The sequence below is a fragment of the Streptomyces sp. NBC_00873 genome (genome assembly GCF_045207415.1).
Classification (GTDB): domain Bacteria; phylum Actinomycetota; class Actinomycetes; order Streptomycetales; family Streptomycetaceae; genus Streptomyces.
In genome coordinates, this window is sequence record NZ_CP108803.1 from 8,325,938 (window position 1) to 8,349,073 (window position 23,136).

The window sequence follows — 23,136 nt, forward strand, 5'->3', positions numbered from 1 at the left end:
CACACGAGCACAAAGACGCTGAACGATCCACCGCTTTCGGCGGGTGGCGTGGGGACCGGCCGGTCGGGAGACGATCGTGACCAAGCGCACCGCCCTGCAGAAGCGAGCTCGAGCGCTGCAGACCGAACGGGGCCTCGGCTATCACGCCGCCCTCAACCTCGCCCGGGAGCAGACCGACCCGCGCCGTACCACCACTGCCACGCTGCGTCCGGGCGAGCAGCCCGGGCGCCATGTCCTGACGGTCGAGGGCCGCGACCGCACCGTCTATGGCGGCGATCTGGGGCGGTACCTGGACGGCTGGACTCCGTTACGTCACCTTGGCGGCCGGTCCCGACGACGTCCCGGACGACGAGGACGACACCTGGCGCTGGGTTCTGGCTTGGATCGACGACCGGGGTGCCTCTGTGTCTTGTCAAGTCGCTTGAGGCAGTGGGTGCTTGGACATTCGCTCGTCTGCGATCATGATGCGCCATACGTGATCGGCGAGACGGCGCTTCAGACAGCGTTTGGCCTCCCGAGGGAGCCGATCTCGGTCGAGCTGTCGGCGTTCACTACGCTCAGCACGGGCGTGCCTTCCCGACCCGCGCTGCGAACGCGGGCCTACTCGGTGACTGGTCGATCAATCACCCGGGAAGGTGCGCCCTTCGCACGCTCCCGGGGAGCTGATCCACAAGTCCTGAGCATTGCTCGGAACCAACCGCCGTACCCAGTAGGCCCAGCAGGCATGACCTTCCGAACTGGGTCAGACGACGTCGGACCACCCGAGGCCCGCCGGGAGACCGGCCGGAGTTGAGCTCGCAGCGCGCGCTCTCACTGGTCCACGCTTTCGTCGACCGCATCGAAGACGCCCTGCAGGGCTTCGCCAGCACGGTGGTGTCCGGCCACCGAGAGCTCGCTGGCCACCGCCTTGACGATGAAGGCCTCGCCTGCGTCGATCGCTGTGCGCGCGAGGGCCGTTCCGAGGGCGACCGTGTCCGGCTGCTGCAGCCGATGCAACAGCAGGAGCCGCAGTGGCTCCATGGTGCGGCCGTGGTCCCGGGCGGTGAAAGCAAGTTCGTCGGCCTCGGCGTGTTCTCCGTGCTTCTCGGCCCGCATCATGGGGCCTGTGGTCTCGCCCGCCTCGATCCCCTCCGCGTACAGGCGGCGGGCCCCTTCGATGTCACCTTCCTGGTAGTGCAGCTGGACCAGGTCCTGGTAGCAGTCCACGAGCCCGGCGTCGATCGCCTCACGGAAGTAGATCTTGGCCTGCGTGAGATTGCCTGCCCGCTCATAGCGGTAGGCCAGCCGGGAATAGGCGTAGATATCCCCGCTCCCGCTCCTCGCGATCCGTTCGGTCCACGCGGCGGCCTCCTCGAACAACCCGTCCTCGGCGAGCATGAACACCAGCGCCTGCATGGCGTTATCCTCACCGGCCTCGGCACCCCGCCGGAACCACCGCTCGGCCTCCGTCCGCTGGCCGAGCTCCAGGTGATGGCGCCCGACGTGCACGAAGGCATCCCGGTGCCCCCGGTCTGCGAGCTCCCGCCAGACGGCCGCGGCCCGCTCGAGCTCGCCAATTTCCGTGAGATGGTGTGCTTCCTGGCGCCGGTAGAAGTAGGCGAGGACGGCATTGCGCTGGAGTTCCCCGGACGCTCGCTGCTCGCCAATCGTGGCCAGAGCGCTCTCCGCACGCGCCCTGTCAGCCTCCTGCCCCAGCAGGTAGGAGGAGCCGCGGTCGTACAGACCGAACAAATCCCTGCCATCTGAGACCGAAGCGGACACGCGTACCCGCCCTCGCTCGTACGCGGACCGGGCGAGGGCCAGACGGTCCTCGTCGGTGCCGGCATGCTGCAGGGCGGCTGCCCAGAACGGCGCGGGCGGGCAGTCGTGGCGGAGCTCGTAGCGGCCGATTTCGAAGAGATAGTCGGACAGCCGGTAGAGCGGCCGGTCCGGTGGGGGAGTGCCGGGCCTGGGTCGGACCGGGCTCAGGGGGCCGGGGACGCCCCGGCACGGGGCGGAAAGGTACTCCAGGGCGCTCTCGAACCACCCAGGGCGAGCGTGTTCATCCCACACGTGGTCAGGGGCGAGAGAAGCCGCAGTGGCTTCCAGCCCACGCAAGGGCAGCATCGGGCCGTGGCCGAGGCGGCGCAACTGCACCGCGGCGATGATGAGACACCGGGCCATCGGGGAGGCGTGCTCGACGCGCTCCAGGAGTGCCGGCACGCCCGCGAGGTACTGGGTGAGCCGCCCGTCAATGGCGACTGCGGAGGCCTCGGCGACGCGCGGGTCGGCCTGGGCCGCCTCCTCAAGGGCCGCGGGATCACAGACGAACTGGTCCGGGATCCGCGCGCGGACGCCGACTCCGGTGAGCAGTGCCCGGGCCTGGGGGTAGCCATCGTGGGGCGGAGAAGTGGCGGTGAGGCGGTCCCAGTCATCCAGATTGGTGGTGGCGAGCGCGAGGACGGGACCGCGCCCGGGCGTACGCAGCAGTTCACGCAAGCCGGCAGCGACCCGCTCGCCGACGGCCGGGTCGCTGGTCAGCAGATACTGCTGGATCTCGTTGAGCCAGAGCACGGTGCGCGGCTCGACCTCTGGCAGGCCCGTGAGCACCGCATCAGCGTGGCTTGGCGCGATCGGATGCCACAAGCGCCACTCGTCCGGCAGGAGTCGGACCGCCTCCCAGCAGGCTCGGGTCTTTCCGGTGGAAGAACCGCCAATCAATGTCACCAACGCGCTGCGCCCATCCAAGGCGCCGAGAACCGACTCATGCAGCAGCGCATCGTGTTCGCGCTCTACGTAGACCGGCAGCACCGGCAAAGGGCTGGATCCGTCATCGCCGGAGACGTCGATCGCCCGCTGGACCTCCAGGTCGAAAGGATCACGGACGTCGCGCACCAGCCACCCCGGCCACTCGCGAGCGTCAACCCGAGCCTGGCCAACAGACCGCTGCACAGCGGCCTGGCGTAGCGCCAGTAACGGCCTCACATCTGTGCTCAACGCCTTGGCGAGGGCCACCAGCGTGGCCTCGGACGGCACCGCCTTGCCGTTCAGCGCCTGGCTGACCGTTGTCCGCCCCAACCCGGACCGCACCTGCAGCCCACTTACCTGCAGACCACGCTGCGCCTTGAGCGTGCGCAGCCGTAGCCCGAGATCCGACAACGGATCTTCGTGCACTTCCTCCACGTCCTGTCTACTCCGTCCCTCGGGCGACCGTCTTCATTCAACTTTGTTCGGCCCGAACCCTGGTGAACACCAAAACCGCGAAATTCACCGAAGTCACCACCGTCCGATCAACTCGGGAAGAAAACATGACCTCACCCACACACCTGATGCTCCTGGCCCTGCTCCTGACGGTCCTCACGCTCTTCTGCACGCTCGTAGGAGCAGCGGCTGGCCTGCTTGCTCGGATCGACGGAGCAACCTATGCCACCGCCCTGCTGCGCGGTGCCGTAGCCTTCGCCGGCAGTGCCACCCTGTCCCTGGCACTGCTGACCTTCGCGATCACGGCCGGGCGGCTTTGACGACGCGCTTCGCCCGCTGACGAAGGCCCGTCAGGGCGAAGAGCCACCGTCACAGACACACATCGATGTAAAGCGGATCGTTTACGGTGCGCTCCCTGCACCGCACCGATCGCCGAAGGCCGAACGTGTTTCTGCGCAACCTGACTGCCGTAGTAGTGACGCTGAGAGCAGATGTCTGCGGCGTACTTGTTGACGTGCTCAGCGAAGGACATGTGAGCAGGCTCAGCTATGCGGCGTGCAATACGGCGTTGGCCTTGGCGACGAAGGCGTCGCAGGCTTCCTGGGCCCTCTCGCCGCGCTTGAGCATGTCGGCCCTGTCATTGGTCCGTATGATCGCGCTGGTCAGCTCCAGCACCATGTTGGCCTGATCGGCGAGCTGTTGCACGTCCGTCCGGCTGCTAGCAAGTTTGATGTAGCTGGCGCTGCTACGGGTTTCGACATAGAGCCGGTAGGACTCGGTTCGGGCAGCGGCGGCTGTTTCACCGTCAGGAGCCTCGTCCCAGCACGACCAGCGGTCGTACTGGGCGCGGCGGTAATCCTCAGCGAGTCTGATGAAGTTGGCGCAAGTGTCAAACAGCCGCTCTTGCTGGAGATGGGTACGGGCGCGACCCTCGGCTCGGTTCGCGGCCTTTTCCTGGAAACGATGCGCTATCACAGCGCCCAGCAAGGTACCCATGACGGCCAAGGCACCCGCGATGATCCCCTCCATAGTGACAGGCCATCATATTTGTGATTAAACACGCGAGCCGCTTTTCGGTCGATTTCACTGTCAAAGCCGTGTGTGAAGTGCGCTGAAGTGACCGAGACTCAGTCCTGAGGCGTCCGCAGCGAACCAAGGTGCACCAGGCGATCGTGCCCAGTGGGTGTGCGTCGCCAGATCGGCGCTGCCGTCTGGACACAGCAACTGATGGCGGCGGGGTTCGCCCCTCCTGGACCCACCGCTAGGCGTCGCCTGGGTCTGTCCAGGCGAGGAAGTGCTCGGTATACGTTCTCCAGGACGCCAATCCAGCGAGACGCCGTGGCACCAGCTTGGTGATCTTCTTGGCGTAGTAGAACCGAGAGGCCGCTATGCCAAGGCGGCGAACGCGCAAAGATCAATCCGAAAGTGAGAATTCGACTCCGACGGTCGCTTACTCCGGCGAAGGGCAGCCATGATTGCAGCGCTCATAACCGTCTCGATCGCACTGGCAGGTTACATAGCCACGTATCTCAATGGATTACGCCTCGCACAGCGCCAAGAGCGCCTTGTGCGCATAACCAGGCAACTCGCCGAGTTTTATGGGCCTCTGCTCGCGATGGAGGAGGTAGGGCTCCTGTCCTACGCAGCGTTCTCAGAACGTCATAGCCGCCCTGACGGGCAATCACCTTTCGATCACGATGGGACCCCAACCGACCAAGAGCTTGCGGAGTGGAGGATCTGGCTTTCCACGGTATTCATCCCCAACATCAAGAAGATGCGAGAGATGGTGGTCAGCAAGGCTGATCTGATCATTGAGGCCGAAATGCCACCGGCTCTGATCCAGCTCTGCGCTCACGCTGCGGGCTATGAAATCACCGCCGCTCGATGGGGTGAGGGTGATTATCGAGAGAACTTTTCCGCGATCCCCTACCCGCGCCTGGAAATATCACGCTACGTGCGTAAGTCCTTTCGTGATCTCAAACGCGAGCAGAATCGGCTTCTCGGGGGCCGTCGCCCTTAGGGTTTGGCATAGTTTTTAATGGCGATCCAAGGGTATTTGGTAGTGCCGCGGCGCACCTGGTTGCCGCATGTGCCCTGAGCTTGACTCTGTCGGGGATCTTGGAGTTTCCCGGTGCGCCAGCCTGATCAGCGGGCATGCTCGTGGCTGTTTCGAAGGCCGATGCAGTTGTCGAGGTGTCCGTTGTCGCTCCGTCCCCGTTCCGGTGAGCAAGTCCCGTCTCTGACCGCGCAGATCGCGCGGGCGAGCAACCCGGGCGGTACGACGGCGATGTGGGTGAGAGACCGGCTGGACGGGCTGTGGTGCGACGAGGACTTCGCGGGCTGGTACCCGCGCGATGGACGCCCCGGCATCTCGCCTGCCCAATTGGCCACCGTCTGTGTGCTGCAGTTCCTGCTCGGCCTGTCGGACCGGCAGGCAGCGGAAGCGGTCCGCTGCCGCATCGATTTCAAGTACGCCCTGGCCATGGAGCTGGATTATCCCGGCTTCCACCACAGCGTGCTGGCCGACTTCCGCGAGCGCCTCGCCCAGGACGACCGGGCCGACCGCCTTCTCGATCTGGCGCTCGCGCGCCTGAAGGAGGCCGGACTCGTGCGCGAGCGCACCACGCAGCGCACCGACTCCACCCACGTCCTGGCCGCGGTGCGCGACCTGACCCGGCTGGAACTGGTCACCGAGGCTGTCCGTGCCGCGCTGGAAGAAGTGGCCCGCACCGCTTCGCACCTGTTGACCGGCCTGGTCGACGAGGACTGGGGGCGCCGCTACGGCCGTCCGGTCCGTCTGGGCAAGAACCCCACACGGCCCAAGACCAGGATCCTCGCCGCCGGCGACGACGCCTGCCGACTGCTGGAACGTCTCCACCGGCACGGACCGGGTTTCCGGCCCGGCCCACAGGCCGAGGCGCTGCGGCAGATCGTCGTGCAGAACTACTACCGTGACACGGCAGGCCGCCTGCGCTGGCGCACCGCCGATGACGGCGGTCTGCCGCCCTCCTCCTCGGCGATCGTCTCCCCCTACGACACCACGGCGCGTTACGTCCGTCACGGGCACATCATCAGCTGGAAGGGGTTCGCCGCGCATGTCACCGAGACGTGTGCCTCCGACAGCGCCAACGTGATCACGGACGTGGCCACCACCTCGGCCGCCACGAACGACGGCCAGGCCCTGCCCGGCATCCACACCCGCCTGGCGCGTCGCGGGTTGCTGCCCGCGGAGCACCTGGTCGACGGCGGCTACACCTCTCTGGTCCACCTGGAACGAGCCGAGCGCGAACACCAGGTCACCGTCAGCGGGCCGCTGCCGGGCAATCCCACCCGCCAGCACCGCAGGAACGAAGGCTTCGGCCGGGACGACTTCCACATCGACTTCGACCGCCGACAGGTCACCTGCCCACGAGGTCAGGTCAGCCAGGGCTGGCACGGCCCCTACCCGACCTCCTCGCCCACCGCGGCACCCCTGATCGTGGCGCGGTTCACCAAGAGCCAGTGTCAGCCGTGTCCGGACCGCCCTCGGTGCACGAGTTCCCGCGAGGGCGCCCGGAACGTGGGCTTTCCCCCGCGAGAACTCCGCGACCTGCAAGTCCGTGTCCGCAACGAGCAGCAGACACCCGAGTGGAAGGCCCGCTACGCGGTCCGCTCCGGAGTGGAGAGCACTATCAACGAGTTTGCCCACGGACACGGTATGCGCCGCTGCCGCTACCGAGGACAACCGAAAGCTCACCTGCAACACGTACTCACAGCCATCGCCGTGAACATTGAACGCCTCAGCGGCCGGTCAGTCACCGAGGAAGCCCCTTCACCAAGACCGCCGACCGCCTTCCAGACCTTCCTGGATCAGAACGAAATCCCCCGGCCGAAGTCCTGGCGAACCCTCGGCGGCTGAGCCCGACCAACCAAGATTCCCGGCAGAGTCAAGCTGAGGCGCTCTAGGGTTACAGAATGCCCATTCCAGATTTCGTAGCCCAACTTCGCCGATCCGTAGGCCACGACCTGCTGTGGCTACCCAGTGTCACTGCCGTAGTCGTCGACGAGACTGGTCGCATCCTGCTGAACCGTCGGAGGGACACCGGACTGTGGTCCGCGATCAGCGGCATCCTTGAACCGGGTGAACAGCCTGCGGCCGGCATTGTTCGGGAAGTCTTTGAGGAAACAGGTGTTCGCGTGGTCCCCGAATATGTCTCCAGCGTGTACGCCGAACCTCCGCTGATCCATCTGAACCGAGACAGATCGCAATACCTCAACGTCACCTTCCGCTGTCGACCCGTCGGCGGTGAGGCAAAAGTGAATGATGACGAATCAATCGACGTTGCATGGTTTTCCCCGGCGGAACTTCCGGCTCTGAACACAGCGACGCACCTTCTCATCGAGCACGCGCTGAGCGACAGCACAGACTGCCGTTTTGTCTGCCCTGACGGGGAGTAACCAGTTCCGCTTGCTGCTGTGTGCAGACGGTGGCCAGCGCACGATAGCTGACCGCAGTGCAGTTGCTGACGCAGGCCAGGATCGGCGGATCAGAACCACCCCTCTCGACCGGCGGTCCGCCGGGGTTCCTCTGCCGCTCTGGGGCAGGGGCTCCAGGGTGGGGTAGGCGGGCGAACAGCGGGGTAGGACAGCGTCCGGGTGCCGGGATGTGACGGCAGCTGGAACGCTCGCGCCTGGGCGTCCCAGGACCGATCGAAGGATGAGGCATGGCCAGCGGAACGGTGAAGTGGTTCAACTCCGAAAAGGGCTTCGGCTTCATTGCGCAGGACGGCGGGGGTCCAGACGTCTTCGCGCACTACTCGAACATTTCCGGTAGCGGCTACCGCGAGCTCACCGAGGGCGAGCAGGTGACCTTCGACATCGGGCAGGGGCAGAAGGGCCCACAGGCGGAGAACATCATCCGCGGTTGAGACGACGGCACCGCAAGAGCGGACGGTGTCATGCACACCATCCGCTCCGTAAGACGACTCTCGGGGCGAGCCCGTCAGAACGCGGTGCGTGTATCGCTGCGCGGGTCGCCCTGAACGGTCTTGGTGTTGTAAAGGCCTGCTCGTGCTGAGCGGCGCCAGGGCCGGGCGAGGCGGACCGCCTCATTGATGTCCGGGTCTGTCGCACCCAGGTCGAGGTCCGCGATGGTCAGCGAGGGCCGGCCGTCGGCTGGGCAGCGGGCGAGCCAGCGCCCTCCGGGGGCGATGATCCCGGAGGGCACAGTGGTGCTGAACTGCGCCGGGATCGAGTAGCCGATCCAGTAGCTGTACAGCGCTCCGTATGCCTGCGCGATGACGGCCCGCGCCGCATTGTCGACCATGAGCGACACAAGTACGCAGTCCACGCCCAAGCGCTCGTACTCGGCGAACAGTTCGGGGAAGTTGACCTCGATGCACAGCGCGCACCCGAACCGGATGCCAGCAACCTCGAAGACGAGCGGATGGATCCCCGGGGTGTACATGTACGACACCTCGGTGGAGGACAGGTACCGCTTGTCATACCGGGCGACGAGACGGCCCTGGTCGGACACCACGTACAGGCTGTTGTGCGGCCGGTTCGGCGGCGTGAGCGGATGGATCGACCCGAAAGCCGCCCAGAGGCCGAGCTCACCTGCCAGGTCAGCGATCAACTCCCCTTCCTCACGCAGCACATCCCACGCGACCCGGCTCCAGTCCGACACGGTGAGCGTCCCCGGTTCCCCTGCCGACATTACGTGCTTGTCCGGGTAGGTGATCGCGCCTTCCGGGAACTGCACGAGGCGCGCTCCGGCCCTGCTTGCCTCACGCATCAGGCCACGGATCTCTGCCCCGCTCGCCCGCAGGGATCCAAGGTCGGTCGGATCCCTCGGCACCGTGCTCTGCGCAACCGCCAACCGCAATGTCCTGGCCACGCGAAAACGATACGCCAGGCCCGCACTTCTACCGCGGACGGTCGCGCTGCGCTGAAAGCAATTCCGTTGATTTCCCGCATGGCCTGAGGCTGCTCCCCTTTGGCCGAGCGCGCCGTATGGATTCCACCAACGCTCCTTTGAGTGAGGCTCTCTATATTGCTGCTCAGACCGTCCCAGGGACTGGGATGCCGGCACAGGCTCTGCGGCCTGGTCCTTGGCTGAAGGGGAACGGATCCGGTAGCGCGAACTCCCACTGCACGTCTTCGGGGTTGGGGCCGTATGCCCAGGACTGCAGGAAATCTGTGTCGACGAGCAGGTCGAGTACGTGGACGAGTTCCGGTGGGTTGAGACCGCGCATCCGGGCGAGTAGGTCTCCCTCGGCAAGTACGGGCGCCTGGGGGCTGCCGGCCGGGAGGTGGGCGGTGAGCACGAGTGCCAGTAGGCGCGGGAGCGGGCCGAGTGGGCGGAACCGCGCTGCTGGGCAGGTGCGCAGGGCCCAGTCAGCTGCGCGGGCCCGGTCGCGCCGTGCCGGGGCCTGCGTGCGTACCGCGGCGTCCAGCAGCTGCGCGGTGAAACCCGCCCGCCCGGTGCCGGGGCGGGCGGGGTAGTGCAGCCAGTGGGCGTCCCGCAGTTCCTTGTGCGGGGTGGTGGTGTGGAAGTCGAGCCGCATGCCGCGGAGCAGTCCGGTGGGGATGTGTACATACCCGGCTGCATTGGAGCGCAAGGCGCACTGCAGGGCCAGCAGGCGGGCCGCGGCGGTGGTCTGCGTGGGGAGAGCTGCGGCGAGGTAGCTGAGCATCTCGCGCACACGGACCTGCTCGGACGGACCGCGATGCTCCCGTCGGCTCCGTGCCCGGTTCCTGGTCGGTGCCGTGCGAGTTGCCGACGAGGCGGGAAGCGCGGTGTCGGGTACGACAGCGGCGTGTGTGGTGGCCGCCGCGCAGGCGGCGCAGACATCGGCGAGCCGCCAGAGGCGGCCGCCGTGTTCCCGGGTGAGGACGAGCAGGACCGGACCTGCGCAGCCGCGGTGACGCGGATGCCAGCTACAGCCGCGCGCGTCGCACTGACAGGTACGCAGATGCTGGGGCAACGCGTCGCGGCGTGCATGCCGGGCCAGGTGTGCCAGCGCCTGGGGCGCCGCAGCCCGCACGGGCGGGGTGCCGGGCGGGCACTGCGGGCAGTAGAGCGTCGGTCCGCCGCGCTCTGGGCGCAGTTCCACGGTCCAGGTGCGCTGCCCCACTAGATGCGTCGTGCACAGCCTCATGAGGCGCGTCTTCCTCCTACCTTCGTCGGGTACCAGTCCGTGTCCCGCTTGTGCGGGTGGGGGAGCGGGGTGCTGGCCGCACACCGTAGTGCAGACGTCTGCCCTCGCGTGCGACGCGACGACCTGCGGAAATAGGGCAGAGGTCTGCACTGACAGGGCAGGGGTCTGCACCTTCGGATGGGGGAGTGACAACCTTCCCGCCCGACCCGAACCTCACCGCCCTCCGCCTGGAGCTCGCGCGACTGAGGAGCGAACGCGGCTGGACCTACGACGAACTCGCCCGCCGCACCGGCCTGGCCAGACGCACCCTCATCGAAATCGAGCAGGGCCGCACCATCGGATCCCTCAAGACCTGGCACGCCCTCGCCCACGCCCTCGACGTGCCCGTCGACCACCTCTTCGCCACCCTCTGCGAAGGGCACGAGCCGCCCGCCGGGTCCGCCGAATAGCACCACCGGCACTGGTGCTGAGGATCACCCGATCCAGTCACCGATGGGAACTCCCTTACGGGAAACCGCACATCAGTCCCGCCGTATTGAGCCATCCGCAGGACAATCCGGCACGCTGACCGCAGCTGCGGCGCGGCGCCTGTCACCTTCACGCCCATGTCCTCCATTGCCTCATCCGGCCGCCGATGGGACGGAGCCCCCAACCGCCCCCACCGCCAGCGGGCCCTGCGCGTCGCCGCCGACAGCCCCACCCGCCTCGTGCGCAGCGCCCAGCCCAGTCGCTGTCGCGACTGCGGCAACCGCATCGACTGGTACACCCGCCCCGACAACCACCCCGTCAGCCTCCACCCGCAAGAACTCGACGCCACCACCGTTCCGGCCGCCAGCCGTTGGCACGCCAGCTCCGGCATCGCCCACCCCGCCGACGACGGCACCCCCTGGTGCCGCATCCCTCACCTCTCCCTGTGCCCCGCACACCCCGCCCCCACCCCCCTTACCCCGCAGATCGCCGCACTGCGCCGCCACCTCGCCCTCCACACCCGCCGACTCCTCGACACCGGCACCCTCACCCCACCCGCACCGGACACAGCCCCAATCGCAGCCGCCCCGGAGCCCTGCCGCCCGGCCCGGCCCATCGTCCTGCTCCTCCACACCCGCTACCTCGCCGCCCAGCCCATCGACACCATCCAATGCGTAGCCCAGACCCGGCTCCGCCACCGCTGCACCCGCCCCGTCCTCAGCCCCAGTGCACCGGCCGGCACATGGACACTCGCCCCCGCCACCACAGGACGCAGACAACTCGCCATCCCGGACGGCCTGATGGCCGTCTACGACCTCACCCACCTGCCCTACGCGGAACAGCTGCGCTGGTACCACCAACGCTGCCCCGACCACGCCGCCGCCCCAGGCGCAGCCGACCTCGCACTCTGCGACTGGGAAGCCTTCGACCCACTGCTGCACCACCAGCACATCCACAACCGCCTGCCCACCACAGTCCGACACCACCGGACCCAGGCACGGACATGAGAACCGCACACGACCACGCACGGCCGAAGCCCACCGAGGCAACGCTCCAGGAGCCGGCGCGTGAATCCGCCTACCCATACCGCGCCCCGGGCGCTGGCACCCCCCCGCGGCCGAAAACGCTCCACAGGCTCGACATCGCCCTGGAACGACTTTTGAACACCTCATCCCGCCGCAATAGCTGACCGCTTCCGCGCATACGTTCACCCACGCCCCCGCATACCGACGGAGTACCAGGGTGCTCAACCTGAATCCCACCGACGAACAAACCGCCGCAGCCGACGCCTTCCACGCCGGCGACCACCTCGCCCTCCAAGCAGGCGCCGGCACAGGCAAGACCAGCACCCTCGCCTTTCTTGCCCACCACACCCGCCGCCGCGGCCGCTACCTCGCCTACAACAGAGCCATCGCCCAGGACGCCGCTGCCCGCTTCCCTTCCACCGTCACCTGCAAAACCGCCCACGCCCTGGCCTTCGCAACCATTGGCCACCACTACGTCCGGCGGCTGAACGCCCCCAGACGTCCTGCCTGGCAGACAGGCCAGGCACTCGGCATCACCAAAACCATCCGCATCGGCGAACGCGACCTGTCACCCAAGGCCCTCTCCTACGCCACCCTGCGCACCGTGACCAGCTTCTGCCACTCCGCCGACCCCACCATCACCCGGCACCACGTGCCCCGTCTGCGCGGCCTCGAAGACCCCGACCTGCACACCCAACTCGGCGAACACATCGTGCCGTTCGCCCGCCTAGCCTGGACGGACCTCCAACAAACTAACGACGGTGCCGTGCGCTTCGACCACGACCACTACCTCAAGACCTGGGCCCTCATCGAGCCGAAAATCAACACCGACTTCCTGCTCCTGGACGAAGCACAGGACACCAACCCCGTAGTCGAGGAAGTCTTCCTCAACCAGCGCAGCCACGCCCAGCTGGTGATGGTCGGCGACTCCGCACAAGCCATCTACCAATGGCGTGGAGCACGCGAAGTCATGGCCACCTTCCACGCCACACAACTCACCCTGTCCAAGTCCTTCCGCTTCGGCCCTCGCCTCGCAGCTGAAGCCAACCGGTGGCTCACCATCGCCGACGCGCCCCTGCGTCTCGAAGGAACCGAGACGGTCCCCACCGAGCTTGGCCCCGTCGGGGTCCCCGACGCTGTCCTGTGCCGGACCAACGTGGGCGCCATGCGCGAAGTCATGCAGCTACTCGAAATGGGCCACCGCGTAGCTCTGGTCGGGGGAGGGGAAGCGCTGCGGGCCTTGGCCCGGGCCGCCAACGACCTCAAAGAGGGCCGCCGCACATCTCACCCCGAGCTCGTCCTCTTCCCGACCTGGGGCGAACTGCAGGACTACGCCGGCCACGATCCGGCCGGCGGCGACCTCCAGCCACTCGTCGACCTCGTCGACACCCACGGCACCACCACTATCCTCCGTGCAATCGACCAGCTCAACGACGAACACACAGCCGAGGTGACCGTCTCCACCGCGCACAAAGCCAAAGGGCGTGAATGGCCGCGTGTACGAATCGCTGACGACTTCACCCCGCCGCCGGACAGCGACGAGCACGACGACAAGGGCCAACCCCTTCCCGGGCCCATCGACGACGGCGAGGCCCGGCTCGCCTACGTAGCGGTCACACGAGCCCGCCACCGCCTTGACATCGGGGGCCTCGCGTGGATCAACCACCACCCCGACGGCAGCCTCGCATGACACAGACAAACCGCTCTACTGCCGCAGCACGACTATTCGCAACCGACCCTGTCCCGCTCGAAAATGCGATTCGGTGCTGTGAGCTGCGGTGGTGTCGTTTGGTCAGGCGGCGCGGTGATACTGGTTGATCAATCCTCCGAGGATGGGTTGTCGCCGGATCCGGTGGGCCTGGAGGTCGGTGATGGCGGCCGGGTTGGACGGTTGGTCGCTGTCCGGGGGTAGCTGCTGGCGGGATTGGTGGGGACGGTGTCCGTTGTAGTGCTGGATGTACTCGGTCAGTACTTTCACGGCGTGGGTCTCGTTGTAGATCAGCATGCGGTCGAGGAGCTCGCGGCGGAGGGTGCCCACGACTCGCTCGCAGATCGCGTTCGCTTTGGGTGCCCGTGGTGGGCTGAGCAGAATCTCCACGCCGTCGGCCTCGAAGACGGCGTCGAAGGCACGGGTGTACTTGCTGTCCCGGTCCCGGAGGAGGAAACGCAGCGAGTCGATGGGGCGGTCCAGGATCACGGCGAGGTTCCTGGCCTGCTGGACGGTCCATTGCGCGGTGGGATGGGCGGTGACGCCGGCGAGGTGGAGGTGCCGGGTGCCGTGCTCGATGACGACCAGGGCGTAGAGGCGCTTGAGTGACACGGTGTCGAGGTGGAGGAAGTCGGCGGCGATGATGCCGTGGGCCTGGGCGGTGAGGAACTGGCGCCAGGTCGGCCCGGAGCGCTGCGGGGCGGGGTCGATGCCGGTGGCATGCAGGATCTCCCAGACTGTGGACGGGGCGATCGCGTAGCCCAGGCGGGCGAGTTCGCCTTGAATCCGGCGGTGGCCCCAGGTGTTGTTCTCGCGGGCCAGGCGCGGAATGAGCTGCTTGACGGCGGGCGCGGTGGAGGGTCGGCCGGGGCGGCGGCGTTGGGTGAACGCCCACTTGCGGGCGAGGAGTTGACGGTGCCAGGCCAGCAGTGTGGTGGGGGTGACCGCGAAGACCTGGCGCCAGCGTTCGCGCGGGATCAGCCGGGAGAGTGCGGCGAGCCAGATCCGGTCGGCGGGCTCGTAGCAGACCCGGGCGATCTGCCGGCGCAGTACCGCGTTCTCATGCCGGAGCGCGAGAACTTCCACACCTTTGGCCATACGGCTGCGCAGTACGGCAGCGGGCACGGTGATCAGATTCCGGACGAGCGTGGCGACGACCGACAGCGACATCCGCAGATCGTCGCAGGCCAGTCGAGGCCTTGTCGCCAGGATCAGCAAACGTGCAGGCCACAGCCGCTAAATCGTATTTTCGAGCGGGACAGCCTGCGGCGGGTGACGCCGCGGATGTCGCGCTCGCGCATGATTCGCTCGACTTTCTTCCGGTTGATCGTATGGCCCTTGCGCCGCAGCGCGGCGTGCACGCGCGGAACACCGTAGGCACCCCGCGAGGAGGCGTGGATCTCGCGGATCTCCTCGGTCAACTCGTCCTCGGCACACTGCCGTTCGGCCGCTGCCGGATGGTCCGCCAGCCACGAGTAGTAGGTGGAGCGGTTGATCCCCGTGACGCGGCACAGCAGGGCCACGCTATAGCCGTCGGGGTTGGCCTCGGCGGCCTTCTCCGCGTCGATGAAACGGCACAGAGTGCCTACTTCATCGTCTCCTTCGCGAAGAAGGCCGCTGCTTTTTTCAAGATCTCGATCGTCTGCTGCTGTTCCCGGTTCTCCCTGCGCAGCCGCTGGAGCTCTTCCTTCTCCGCCGTGGTCAGCGAGCCGGGCGCCCCCTCGCCGCGGTCAACCTTCGCCTGCTTCACCCAGCCGCGAAGACCCTCCGGACTCACACCGAGTTCCCGGGCGACCTCGGTGACATTCCGCCCCGACGAACGGACCAGTGCCACCGCGTCCCGCTTGAACTCCGACGTGTACCGCTTGCTCATGTTGCTCTTGCCACTCAACCTGGACTGCTTCCTCCGGGACCTATCCGTCCCAGTATCAGGCTGTCCACTTCAGAGGGGGAACTTCAGGCCTGATAACGCGCCGCCGCTGGGCCCAGGTCTTCCCGATGACCCCGGCCACGCTGCTGGCCTGGCACCGCAAACTCGTCGCGAAGAAGTGGGACTACAGCCGGCGTCGCCGCCCCGGACGCCCGCCCACGGGCCCCGCAGTCAAAGCCCTGGTCTTGCGCGTGGCGGCCGAGAACCCGGGATGGGGCCATCGGCGCATCCACGGCGAACTCACCCGCCTCGGCCACAAGATGGCCGCCTCCACCGTGTGGAACATCCTCAACCAGGCCGGCATCGACCCCGCCCCACGTCGTACCGGACCAACCTGGAGGCAGTTCCTCGCAGCCCAGGCCGAGCACATCGTCGCCGTCGACTTCCTGCACGTCGACACCATCAACCTCAAACGCATCTACGCCCTGGTCGTGCTCGAACACGGCAGCCGCCGTGCGCACCTGCTCGGCGTCACCGCCAACCCCACCGGCCCATGGACCACCCAGGCCGCCCGCAACTTCCTCATGGACACCGGCATGAACATCGCAAGCATCAGGTTCCTGATCCGTGACCGCGGCGGCCAGTTCACCGACGCCCTCGACGCCGTCTTCGCCAACGTCGGACTGCGCGTCCTCAAAAGGCCGCCCCATGTCCCGAAGGCGAACGCACACTGCGAAAGGCTCATCGGCACCCTGCGCCGTGAGGTCCTCGACCGGACTCTCATCCTCAACGAACGGCACCTGCGCCGAACCCTCACCAGTTACCTGGAGCACTACAACGGGCACCGGCCTCACCGCGCACTGAGCCAGCTCTGTCCATCGCAAGCTGAAGCCGGACCTCCGCGCCCCATCGACCTTGCCGAGCACCGCGTCCGCCGCACAGCGGTCCCTGGCGGAATCATTAACGAGTACCAGATCGCCAGTTGACACCGCTACGAACCCGCAGATCAGCGGGCCGAATCCCGTATTTGAGCCCCACGGGGACGCCCTCAAGGAGCGCAAGGCTCCCGGCGCGCCCCCGAAGCTGACTACTGATGAGCAGCGGGAGCTCTGTCGCCTGATCGCGCACCAGGACCCCCGACAGCTCGAGTTGGACTTCGGTCTGTGGACCAGGGAGCGGGTGCGCGAGGTGATCCGCTCCCGCTTCGGCGTGAAGATGCACGTCCCCGTCCAGTGGACGGGGAGGAGATCTCAAGGCAGGCGAAGGAGGCGTTCGAGTAGCTCAGAGTCGTAGCGGGTGATGAAGGTGTCGACCTCTTCGAGTAGCCGGTCGAGGTGGGTTCGCATCAGGTCGGCGGCGCGCTCTGCGTCACGCTGGGCCATGGCTTCGATGATGGCTTCATGTTCGGACACGCTGACGGCACTGTGGTGATGCGCCTCCAGGATGACGTCCAGCGCCGCCTCGACGTGATCATGGCTGTCATCGAGCACGATGCCGACCATTGCCTGCACCAGGGGGTTTTGTGCGGGCGCGCTCAGTAGGCGGTGGAATGTGAGCGCGATGTCCCGGGGAGGCCGCTCTTTGGCGCTGGCCCGGTTGCGATGCTCGGCCACGACCGTGCTCAGGGCGGCGAGTTCGGCATCGGAGATGTGCGTAGTGGCGTCCCGTACGGCCTCGGGTTCGATCGCCCGCCGGGCCTTGAGTAGGTTGACCACGTCCTGAGCGGTGCGCACCTCGGACGCCGACACCAGGCTTGCACTGCGGGAGGTGCGTCGCAGACGCTCGACCGCTCGGTTTCCCGCATCGGTGAGGACGCGGCCCTTGACCCCGATCTGCAGGGTCAGGCCCTCGGCATCGAGGTGGCGCAGTCGTCGTGCAACGGTGGATTCGGACAGGTGCCGTCCCCGCTCGGCCAGCGCGGCACTGATCTGCCGGGCGCCCACCGGGCTGCCGACCTCGTCGATGGCGATGAGCAGTGCGTCGCTGGTGTTGTCGTCCAGCCAGCTCGGCGTAGAGGGTGCGTCGTGTACCGCTTCGCTCACAGTGCTCCTTATTGCGGCGGTTTGAACCGTTGTGCAGTCTCAAGAGTCCAGTAGTCAGTATGCCATTTCTGATTGCTGACCACCAAAGGAGACAGTAGTCGGTCACTATTGACGGACGCCTGTCGCTCGGGGCAGACTCCTCGCCATCGAGTGAGCGCCGCCAACCTTGCGGAGGCGGCGGACCGGATGACCGCCTGACGTCGGTACGCATACGTGGCGGCTCAGACGTCTCTCCAAGAGGAGATGTGATGACCACTTCTACCGGGGCTGCGGCCCCTCCCACGGAGCGCCGCTCCCGTGTCAGGTGGTTCATGATCTGGCTGGCCTTTGCCGGTCTGACCATTGCCTATGTGGACCGGGCCAACATTTCGGTCGCGCTTCCGTACATGACCAAGGACCTGCACATCGATCCAGCACTCTCGGGTCTACTGCTCGGCGCCTTCTTCTGGACATACTCCCTTTTCCAGATACCGATGGGCTGGCTCGTCGATCGCTTCGGCAGCCGAATGCTGTATGCCGTAGCCGTCGCGTGGTGGTCGCTCATCACTGTCGCCATGGCAGCCGTCCGCGGGGCCGGCTCGCTGATCGGCGCCCGGCTGCTGCTCGGCGTCGGTGAGGCAGCTGCGTTCCCGGCCTGCACCAAGGTCGTGGAAAGATGGTTCCCCAGCCAGGAGCGGGGCACGGCTTCGGGGATCTACGACAGCGGAGCGCGAGGCGGCACACTGCTCGCCACCCCGATGGTGACCGCGCTGATCGCGGCTTTCGGGTGGCGCGGCTCGTTTCTCATCACTGGTGCGTTCGGCCTGATCTGGGTGGTGTTCTGGCTGAAGATGTACCGCGATCCCCGCAAGCACCCGAAGGCCAATGAGGCGGAGCTCGCCTACATCGAGGCTGGCCAAGACCAGGACGCTGACGAATCCGACGACGCGCCGCAGCTGCGCTGGCGCGACTTGCTGCGGTACCGAACGGTATGGGGGATGGCGCTGGGGTTCTCCTGCCAGTCCTTCGTGATCTACTTCTTCATCACCTGGTTCCCGTCGTATCTCGTCGAGGCCCGCGGATTCTCCCTGCTCTCGCTGGGCGTGTTCGGCATGATCCCGGCAATCGTCGCTTTCATCGGCAACTTCGCGGGCGGCTGGGCCTCGGACGCACTGGTCCGGCGTGGCCACAGCCTGACGTTCGCCCGTAAGTCCTGCATCATCGCCGGCATGCTGGTGTCCGCGCTCATCGGCCTGGCCGCCGTGGTCGACAGCAGCATCGTGGCGCTCGCCCTGCTGTCCCTGTCCTTTGGCGGGGTCACCTTCGCTACGTCGAGCATCGTGACGCTGCCCGCCGACATCGCGCCGCTCTCGACACGGTCGTGGGCGTCCAGAACTCGGTGTCCAATCTCGCGGGCGTCGCCAGCCCGTTCGTCATCGGCCTGATCTACAGCAGCACCGGCTCGTTCGTCGGCGGACTGCTCGCCGCTGCGGGCATCGCCATCGTCGGCTGCCTCATCTACCTCTTCATGGTCGGGGACATCAAGCCACTCGAGATCAAAGCGGACCCCGCCGCAGCCACCCGTCCGCTGACATCCACACAGATTCGCTGACAAGCACAACGGAGAAGCACAATGTCCGAAGCCAAGCTGAACCTCCCGTTCACCGGTATCCCGTCCTTCATGCGGGCGCCGATCGTGGGTAACCTCGACGAACTCGACGCCGACATAGCCATCCTGGGTGTTCCCAGCGACGAGGGCTCGCCGTGGTACCCCGGTGCCCGCATGGCACCGCGCCAGATCCGCGAGATGTCCGTCCGGTACGCCGAGTACGGCCCCACCCAGCGTCACGGCGGCTACTACGACCTCGATGAAGACCGCCGGTACCTGGTGCACGAGACCAAGAACAACCGCATCGTCGACTGCGGCGACGTCGACATCGTCTACACCAACCCCGAGCAGACGATGAACAACGTCACCCGCTCGGTCCGCAAGATCCTGGACGCCGGCGCGCTGCCGGTCATTTACGGCGGCGACCACGCCATCTCCTACGGCGTCGTCCGCGCCTACGACCAGCCCGTCATCTTGCTGCACTTCGACGCGCATCTCGACTTCAGGCCGTTTGTGCACGGTGCCCAGTACGGCAACGGCAGCCCGGTGCGGAAGATGTCCTCCCTGAACCAGGTCGGCCAGATGGTGCAGGTCGGCATGCGCAGCATGCGGATGAGCCAGGACGACCTCGCTGACGCCCGGCGCCACGGCAACGACGTCATCACCATGAAGCAGTACCGTCGCCACGGGCTGGAGCGACTTCTGGACAAGATCCCTGCGGGTGCCGCCGTCTACGTCAGCATGGACATCGACGTCCTCGACATGCCGCTCGTCCCGGGATGCGCCTCGGCGGAGCCCGACGGATTCGGCTACGAGGAGATGAAGCAGACGCTGTTCGGCATCGCCCGGCACGCCGATGTCGTCGGCTTCGACATCGTCGAGATCAACCCGATGATCGATGTCCGGTCCAACAACACGTCCCTGCTCGGGGCCCAGCTGGGCGTGGAGTTCATGGCGCGAGTGGCCGACAGCGAGCCGTACCTGCGCAGGAACGGCCGGCTCGAGGCTGCCGAACCCTCGCACGCGAGCTGAGCCCACCCAGTCCACGGGACCCGGCCGCGCTCCCAGGCGCGGCCGGTTGGGCGCGCTCGGCATGGTCGTTGAGCACCGAGTGCGGACCTCGCGCGCAGGCGAGGCCGGTACCGAGGACTGGGTGACCCCGTTCGACCTGTCGACCGTGGACGCCGTGGACATGGCGTCGGCAGAGATCGTTTCCAGCTATGCCCAAGCCGACGCCTTGCCGATCAAGGCCTTGGCCGACCAGTGCAAGGTGGACGGGATCGTCACAGCCGGCACGGTGCCGGTGACATCTCGGACAGCCGGACATCGGCCCCGTGATGTGGTTACTTTCGGGCCGGTTCAGCCGGTCAGGTCGAACTCCGGGGAGCCGAACGTGGCAAACCATTCGCGCACCTGCTCCGCCGTTGTGCAACAGGCAGCGCGTGGGCGGGCGGTCGACAAGGGCGGGGTGTTCGTCTCCACCACTCGCGCCGGGTCGGGGTCGGTCTACGACGACGGCACCCCGGGCGTCGTCGTCGGCGCTGACCTGCAGCCGTCGAAGGCTCGGTACTGCTTCAGCTCGGCCTGACATTCACCGATGATCCCCAGTCCGCGACGGGCTGCGGAGTCGCTCGATATGGACCACACCAGCGGGCCAGGTGGGCCGGCTCGGCGGCATCCTCGCCCGTGGCCTCACATTCATCAGCCCTGACACGGCCGCATGAGCGGACTGTCCGTCCACCACTGATCGGCATCGAGGAAGCGAAACACCATGACTGCCCCAACCACCCACACGACCACCGGCAACGCGGACGCCAATTTCCGGCCAGGCCGGATCCGTGTCGAGCACGACCTGCTCGGCGACCGGTCTGTTGATAACCACGCATACTTCGGCATCCACACCCTGCGCGCCACCGAGAACTTTCCGATCACCGCGATCCCGATCAGTACCTATCCCGACCTGATCGTCGCGCTGGCGTGCGTGAAGCAGGCCGCGGCACGCAGTAACGCGGAACTCGGCCTACTCGACACCGACAAGGCTGACGCGATCGCTGCCGCCTGCGAAGACATCCGGGCAGGCTCCCTCCACGAGCACTTCGTCGTCGATGTCATCCAGGGCGGAGCCGGTACCTCGACGAACATGAACGCCAACGAGGTCATCGCCAACCGCGCCCTGGAGCACCTCCACCGCGACCGCGGGGACTACGCAGTGATACACCCGCTCGAGCACGTCAACATGAGCTAGTCCACCAACGACGTCTACCCAACCGCCGTCAAGATCGCTTTGCAGTTCGCCACCCGTCGCCTGCACGGCACGATGGCCGAGCTGTCCGAGGCCTTCAACACCAAGGCCGTCGAGTTCGCCGACGTGGTGAAGATGGGCCGAACCCAGCTGCAGGATGCGGTTCCGATGACCCTGGGACAGGAATTCGGCGCCTACGGTGTCATGGTCGCCGAGGACGCCGAGCGCCTGCTCGAAGCCGCAGAGCTGATCAGCGAGATCAACCTTGGTGGCACAGCGATCGGCACGGGTTCAACGCCCATCCCCGCTACGCCGGGCTCGCCTGCCGATACTTGCGGGAGATTTCCGGTGTGTCGGTCACCACCGCCGCCGATCTCGTGGAAGCCACGCAGGACGTCGGGGCATTCGTGCAACTTTCCGGGGTACTGAAGCGCACCGCCGTGAAGCTGTCGAAGATCTGCAACGACCTGCGCCTGCTGTCCTCGGGCCCCCGCACCGGCCTCTCGGAAATCAATCTCCCTGCGGTACAGGCCGGATCGAGCATTATGCCCGGCAAGGTCAACCCGGTGATCCCCGAGGTCGTCAACCAGGTCGCTTTCGAGGTCGTCGGCAACGACGTCGCCATCAGCATGGCCGCCGAGGGTGGGCAGCTGCAGCTCAATGCCTTCGAGCCGATCATCGCGCACGCACTGTTCGAGTCGATCACCCACCTGACCAGTGCCTGCCGCACTCTGACCAGTCGCTGCATCGCCGGAATCACGGCGAACGAGGCGCACCTGAGCCGTGTCGTCGAACAGTCCATAGGAGTCGTGACCGCTCTCAACCCCCACATCGGCTACGCCGCTGCGACCCAGGTAGCCGCCGCCGCGCTCACCACCGGGCGCAGTGTCCGCGCTCTGGTCGTCGAGCAAGGCCTGCTCACCGAACAGCAAATCGCCGACATCCTCCGCCCGGAGGCCCTCATCCCGACCCTGCAAAGTGAACACGCCGTCGAGGCCAGGGATGTCTGATCCGGTCATGCCTGCTGACCCAGCTGCTATGCCCAGCGCATGCGATTGTGGACACCGCCTCGGCGGGTACTTTCCAGCCATCGGCACCTCTCTGCGTAAACCTTCAGCGGGTAATTGGAGGGTGATCGCTTCGGGCTGCCGGTGACGGCCTGCGAGCGAGGCTGGGCGGTGATGCGGTTGGATCTTGCCAGGTCCGATCTTGAGCCGCTGTCCTGGGAAGAGTTGATCGCGCTCGCCCCAGCTGACACCTGCGCCGCGGGTACAGCGAGGGCCGCGCTTCCCGGAGGGGAGGCGATGCCCTCAGGCGCATGGAAGGTCCTTGCCTGAGAGCCGTTGGTATGTCCCGTGGAGCGGTGACTTCGGCGGCGTAGTCGAGTGTGCGCCTGGTGCCGCCCCTCAGCGCGGTGCGCCCGTTGGCTGCCCAGCCAGGCGTCCTGATCGTCGGCCAGTGGTTGCTCCAGGGGAAGGGGGAGGAACTGGCAGGCAAGGTGAGGCCGGCGTCGTCTCCGTCACTGTTGACCTGGTGGTCCCACGCATCGTAGGTGTCTGCTGGTGCCTGGAGGAAGAAGAAGCTGGTTCGTCGTGGCTGACCCGTGTCGGGATGGGGCTTGTCCTCCACGGCGATCTGCCGGACCACGGTGGCTGTCAGCAGACCGGTCTCCTCGGCGACCTCTCGAAGGACCGCTTCTTCCAGTCTTTCGCCTGATTTGGCTCCTCCTGCAGGGACTTGGGTGCCAGCCTCCGGCATACCGATGTGGTCGAACACCAGAACTTCGGGGTTGGCGCAAATCGTGGTCGGGCAGGTCGAAGTGCGTGATGCGTCCGGTCAGTTCCCCGCCCAGGTTGCTGGCCTCCTGGGCGTTG

The 23,136-nt window shown here is 66.8% G+C and carries 21 protein-coding genes and 2 pseudogenes; 14 read left to right on the forward strand and 9 right to left on the reverse strand.

What is annotated here, in order from left to right; translation table 11 throughout:
* Nucleotides 1-810: 810 nt before the first annotated feature.
* The gene (locus tag OH809_RS38465; RefSeq protein WP_406416546.1) at nucleotides 811-3,162 is read right to left on the reverse strand and encodes a helix-turn-helix domain-containing protein; all 2,352 of its coding nucleotides are present in this window, start codon (nucleotides 3,160-3,162) and stop codon (nucleotides 811-813) included.
* A gap of 125 nt (nucleotides 3,163-3,287) precedes the next feature.
* Between OH809_RS38465 and OH809_RS38470 the strand changes: the two genes are divergently transcribed.
* Nucleotides 3,288-3,500 (forward strand): hypothetical protein, encoded by a 213-nt coding sequence (locus tag OH809_RS38470; protein ID WP_401944576.1) that lies wholly within the window; start codon nucleotides 3,288-3,290, stop codon nucleotides 3,498-3,500.
* A gap of 226 nt (nucleotides 3,501-3,726) precedes the next feature.
* Here OH809_RS38470 and OH809_RS38475 read toward each other — a convergent pair whose 3' ends face one another.
* Complete coding sequence (locus OH809_RS38475; protein WP_406416544.1) at nucleotides 3,727-4,209, reverse strand: hypothetical protein; 483 nt, start codon at nucleotides 4,207-4,209, stop codon at nucleotides 3,727-3,729.
* 442 nt (nucleotides 4,210-4,651) lie between these two features.
* Between OH809_RS38475 and OH809_RS38480 the strand changes: the two genes are divergently transcribed.
* The 4 genes from OH809_RS38480 (at nucleotide 4,652) to OH809_RS38495 (ending at nucleotide 8,087) form a co-directional block, all read left to right on the forward strand.
* On the forward strand, nucleotides 4,652-5,200 hold the full coding sequence (locus OH809_RS38480) for a hypothetical protein (protein ID WP_406516127.1): 549 nt from the start codon (nucleotides 4,652-4,654) through the stop codon (nucleotides 5,198-5,200).
* A gap of 180 nt (nucleotides 5,201-5,380) precedes the next feature.
* Nucleotides 5,381-7,078: an IS1182 family transposase gene (locus tag OH809_RS38485; protein ID WP_406516128.1), complete on the forward strand. Its 1,698-nt coding sequence runs from the start codon at nucleotides 5,381-5,383 to the stop codon at nucleotides 7,076-7,078.
* 56 nt (nucleotides 7,079-7,134) lie between these two features.
* Nucleotides 7,135-7,617, forward strand: coding sequence for an NUDIX hydrolase (locus OH809_RS38490; protein WP_406416539.1), 483 nt, complete (start codon nucleotides 7,135-7,137; stop codon nucleotides 7,615-7,617).
* 266 nt (nucleotides 7,618-7,883) lie between these two features.
* A complete protein-coding gene (locus tag OH809_RS38495; protein WP_358862110.1) occupies nucleotides 7,884-8,087 on the forward strand; it encodes a cold-shock protein in 204 nt (67 codons plus the stop codon).
* Between the two features lie 74 nt (nucleotides 8,088-8,161).
* Here OH809_RS38495 and OH809_RS38500 read toward each other — a convergent pair whose 3' ends face one another.
* Together OH809_RS38500 and OH809_RS38505 are read right to left on the reverse strand one after the other, a co-directional pair.
* Nucleotides 8,162-9,055, reverse strand: coding sequence for a carbon-nitrogen hydrolase family protein (locus tag OH809_RS38500; RefSeq protein ID WP_406416538.1), 894 nt, complete (start codon nucleotides 9,053-9,055; stop codon nucleotides 8,162-8,164).
* A gap of 163 nt (nucleotides 9,056-9,218) precedes the next feature.
* Entirely contained in the window at nucleotides 9,219-10,319 is a 1,101-nt protein-coding gene (locus OH809_RS38505; protein ID WP_406516129.1) for a hypothetical protein, read from the reverse strand.
* Nucleotides 10,320-10,504: 185 nt separating this feature from the next.
* On the opposite strand from OH809_RS38505, the gene OH809_RS38510 reads away from it, so the two are divergent.
* The 3 genes from OH809_RS38510 (at nucleotide 10,505) to OH809_RS38520 (ending at nucleotide 13,502) form a co-directional block, all read left to right on the forward strand.
* Nucleotides 10,505-10,768, forward strand: a complete 264-nt coding sequence (locus tag OH809_RS38510; protein WP_406416534.1) for a helix-turn-helix transcriptional regulator — start codon at nucleotides 10,505-10,507, stop codon at nucleotides 10,766-10,768.
* 156 nt (nucleotides 10,769-10,924) lie between these two features.
* Nucleotides 10,925-11,794: a DUF6083 domain-containing protein gene (locus OH809_RS38515; protein WP_406416532.1), complete on the forward strand. Its 870-nt coding sequence runs from the start codon at nucleotides 10,925-10,927 to the stop codon at nucleotides 11,792-11,794.
* Between the two features lie 244 nt (nucleotides 11,795-12,038).
* A complete protein-coding gene (locus OH809_RS38520) occupies nucleotides 12,039-13,502 on the forward strand; it encodes a UvrD-helicase domain-containing protein (protein ID WP_406516317.1) in 1,464 nt (487 codons plus the stop codon).
* A gap of 102 nt (nucleotides 13,503-13,604) precedes the next feature.
* Here the strand turns inward: OH809_RS38520 and OH809_RS38525 are convergent, their stop codons facing one another.
* The 3 genes from OH809_RS38525 to OH809_RS38535 all read right to left on the reverse strand — a co-directional run bounded on the left by OH809_RS38525 (nucleotide 13,605) and on the right by OH809_RS38535 (nucleotide 15,411).
* A complete protein-coding gene (locus OH809_RS38525) occupies nucleotides 13,605-14,690 on the reverse strand; it encodes an integrase core domain-containing protein (RefSeq protein ID WP_406516130.1) in 1,086 nt (361 codons plus the stop codon).
* Between the two features lie 41 nt (nucleotides 14,691-14,731).
* Nucleotides 14,732-15,043, reverse strand: a complete 312-nt coding sequence (locus OH809_RS38530) for an IS3 family transposase (protein WP_406416530.1) — start codon at nucleotides 15,041-15,043, stop codon at nucleotides 14,732-14,734.
* 62 nt (nucleotides 15,044-15,105) lie between these two features.
* On the reverse strand, nucleotides 15,106-15,411 hold the full coding sequence (locus tag OH809_RS38535) for a transposase (protein ID WP_406416528.1): 306 nt from the start codon (nucleotides 15,409-15,411) through the stop codon (nucleotides 15,106-15,108).
* Nucleotides 15,412-15,518: 107 nt separating this feature from the next.
* Here OH809_RS38535 and OH809_RS38540 point away from each other — a divergent pair, with 107 nt between their 5' ends.
* Nucleotides 15,519-16,376, forward strand: coding sequence for an integrase core domain-containing protein (locus OH809_RS38540; RefSeq protein WP_406516131.1), 858 nt, complete (start codon nucleotides 15,519-15,521; stop codon nucleotides 16,374-16,376).
* 264 nt (nucleotides 16,377-16,640) lie between these two features.
* Here the strand turns inward: OH809_RS38540 and OH809_RS38545 are convergent, their stop codons facing one another.
* Nucleotides 16,641-17,432 (reverse strand): FCD domain-containing protein, encoded by a 792-nt coding sequence (locus OH809_RS38545; RefSeq protein WP_406416524.1) that lies wholly within the window; start codon nucleotides 17,430-17,432, stop codon nucleotides 16,641-16,643.
* A 248-nt stretch (nucleotides 17,433-17,680) separates the two neighbouring features.
* Here OH809_RS38545 and OH809_RS38550 point away from each other — a divergent pair, with 248 nt between their 5' ends.
* The 5 genes and pseudogenes from OH809_RS38550 (at nucleotide 17,681) to OH809_RS38570 (ending at nucleotide 22,272) form a co-directional block, all read left to right on the forward strand.
* Nucleotides 17,681-18,856, forward strand: a complete 1,176-nt coding sequence (locus OH809_RS38550) for an MFS transporter (RefSeq protein WP_406516132.1) — start codon at nucleotides 17,681-17,683, stop codon at nucleotides 18,854-18,856.
* Nucleotides 18,811-19,023 carry a hypothetical protein gene (locus OH809_RS38555; RefSeq protein ID WP_406516133.1) on the forward strand — a complete coding sequence of 71 codons (213 nt, stop codon included), beginning with the start codon at nucleotides 18,811-18,813 and terminating at the stop codon, nucleotides 19,021-19,023. Before OH809_RS38550 ends, OH809_RS38555 begins: the two co-directional genes overlap by 46 nt.
* Nucleotides 19,024-19,044: 21 nt before the next feature.
* Nucleotides 19,045-20,052 (forward strand): arginase family protein, encoded by a 1,008-nt coding sequence (locus tag OH809_RS38560; protein WP_327241137.1) that lies wholly within the window; start codon nucleotides 19,045-19,047, stop codon nucleotides 20,050-20,052.
* Nucleotides 20,053-20,173: 121 nt separating this feature from the next.
* Nucleotides 20,174-20,608, forward strand: coding sequence for a hypothetical protein (locus tag OH809_RS38565; protein WP_406416520.1), 435 nt, complete (start codon nucleotides 20,174-20,176; stop codon nucleotides 20,606-20,608).
* Nucleotides 20,609-20,791: 183 nt separating this feature from the next.
* Nucleotides 20,792-22,272 (forward strand): annotated as a pseudogene (locus tag OH809_RS38570) (aspartate ammonia-lyase).
* Nucleotides 22,273-22,688: 416 nt separating this feature from the next.
* Here OH809_RS38570 and OH809_RS38575 read toward each other — a convergent pair.
* Nucleotides 22,689-23,062 (reverse strand): annotated as a pseudogene (locus OH809_RS38575) (NUDIX hydrolase); the annotation flags it as partial.
* Between the last annotated feature and the right edge of the window lie 74 nt (nucleotides 23,063-23,136).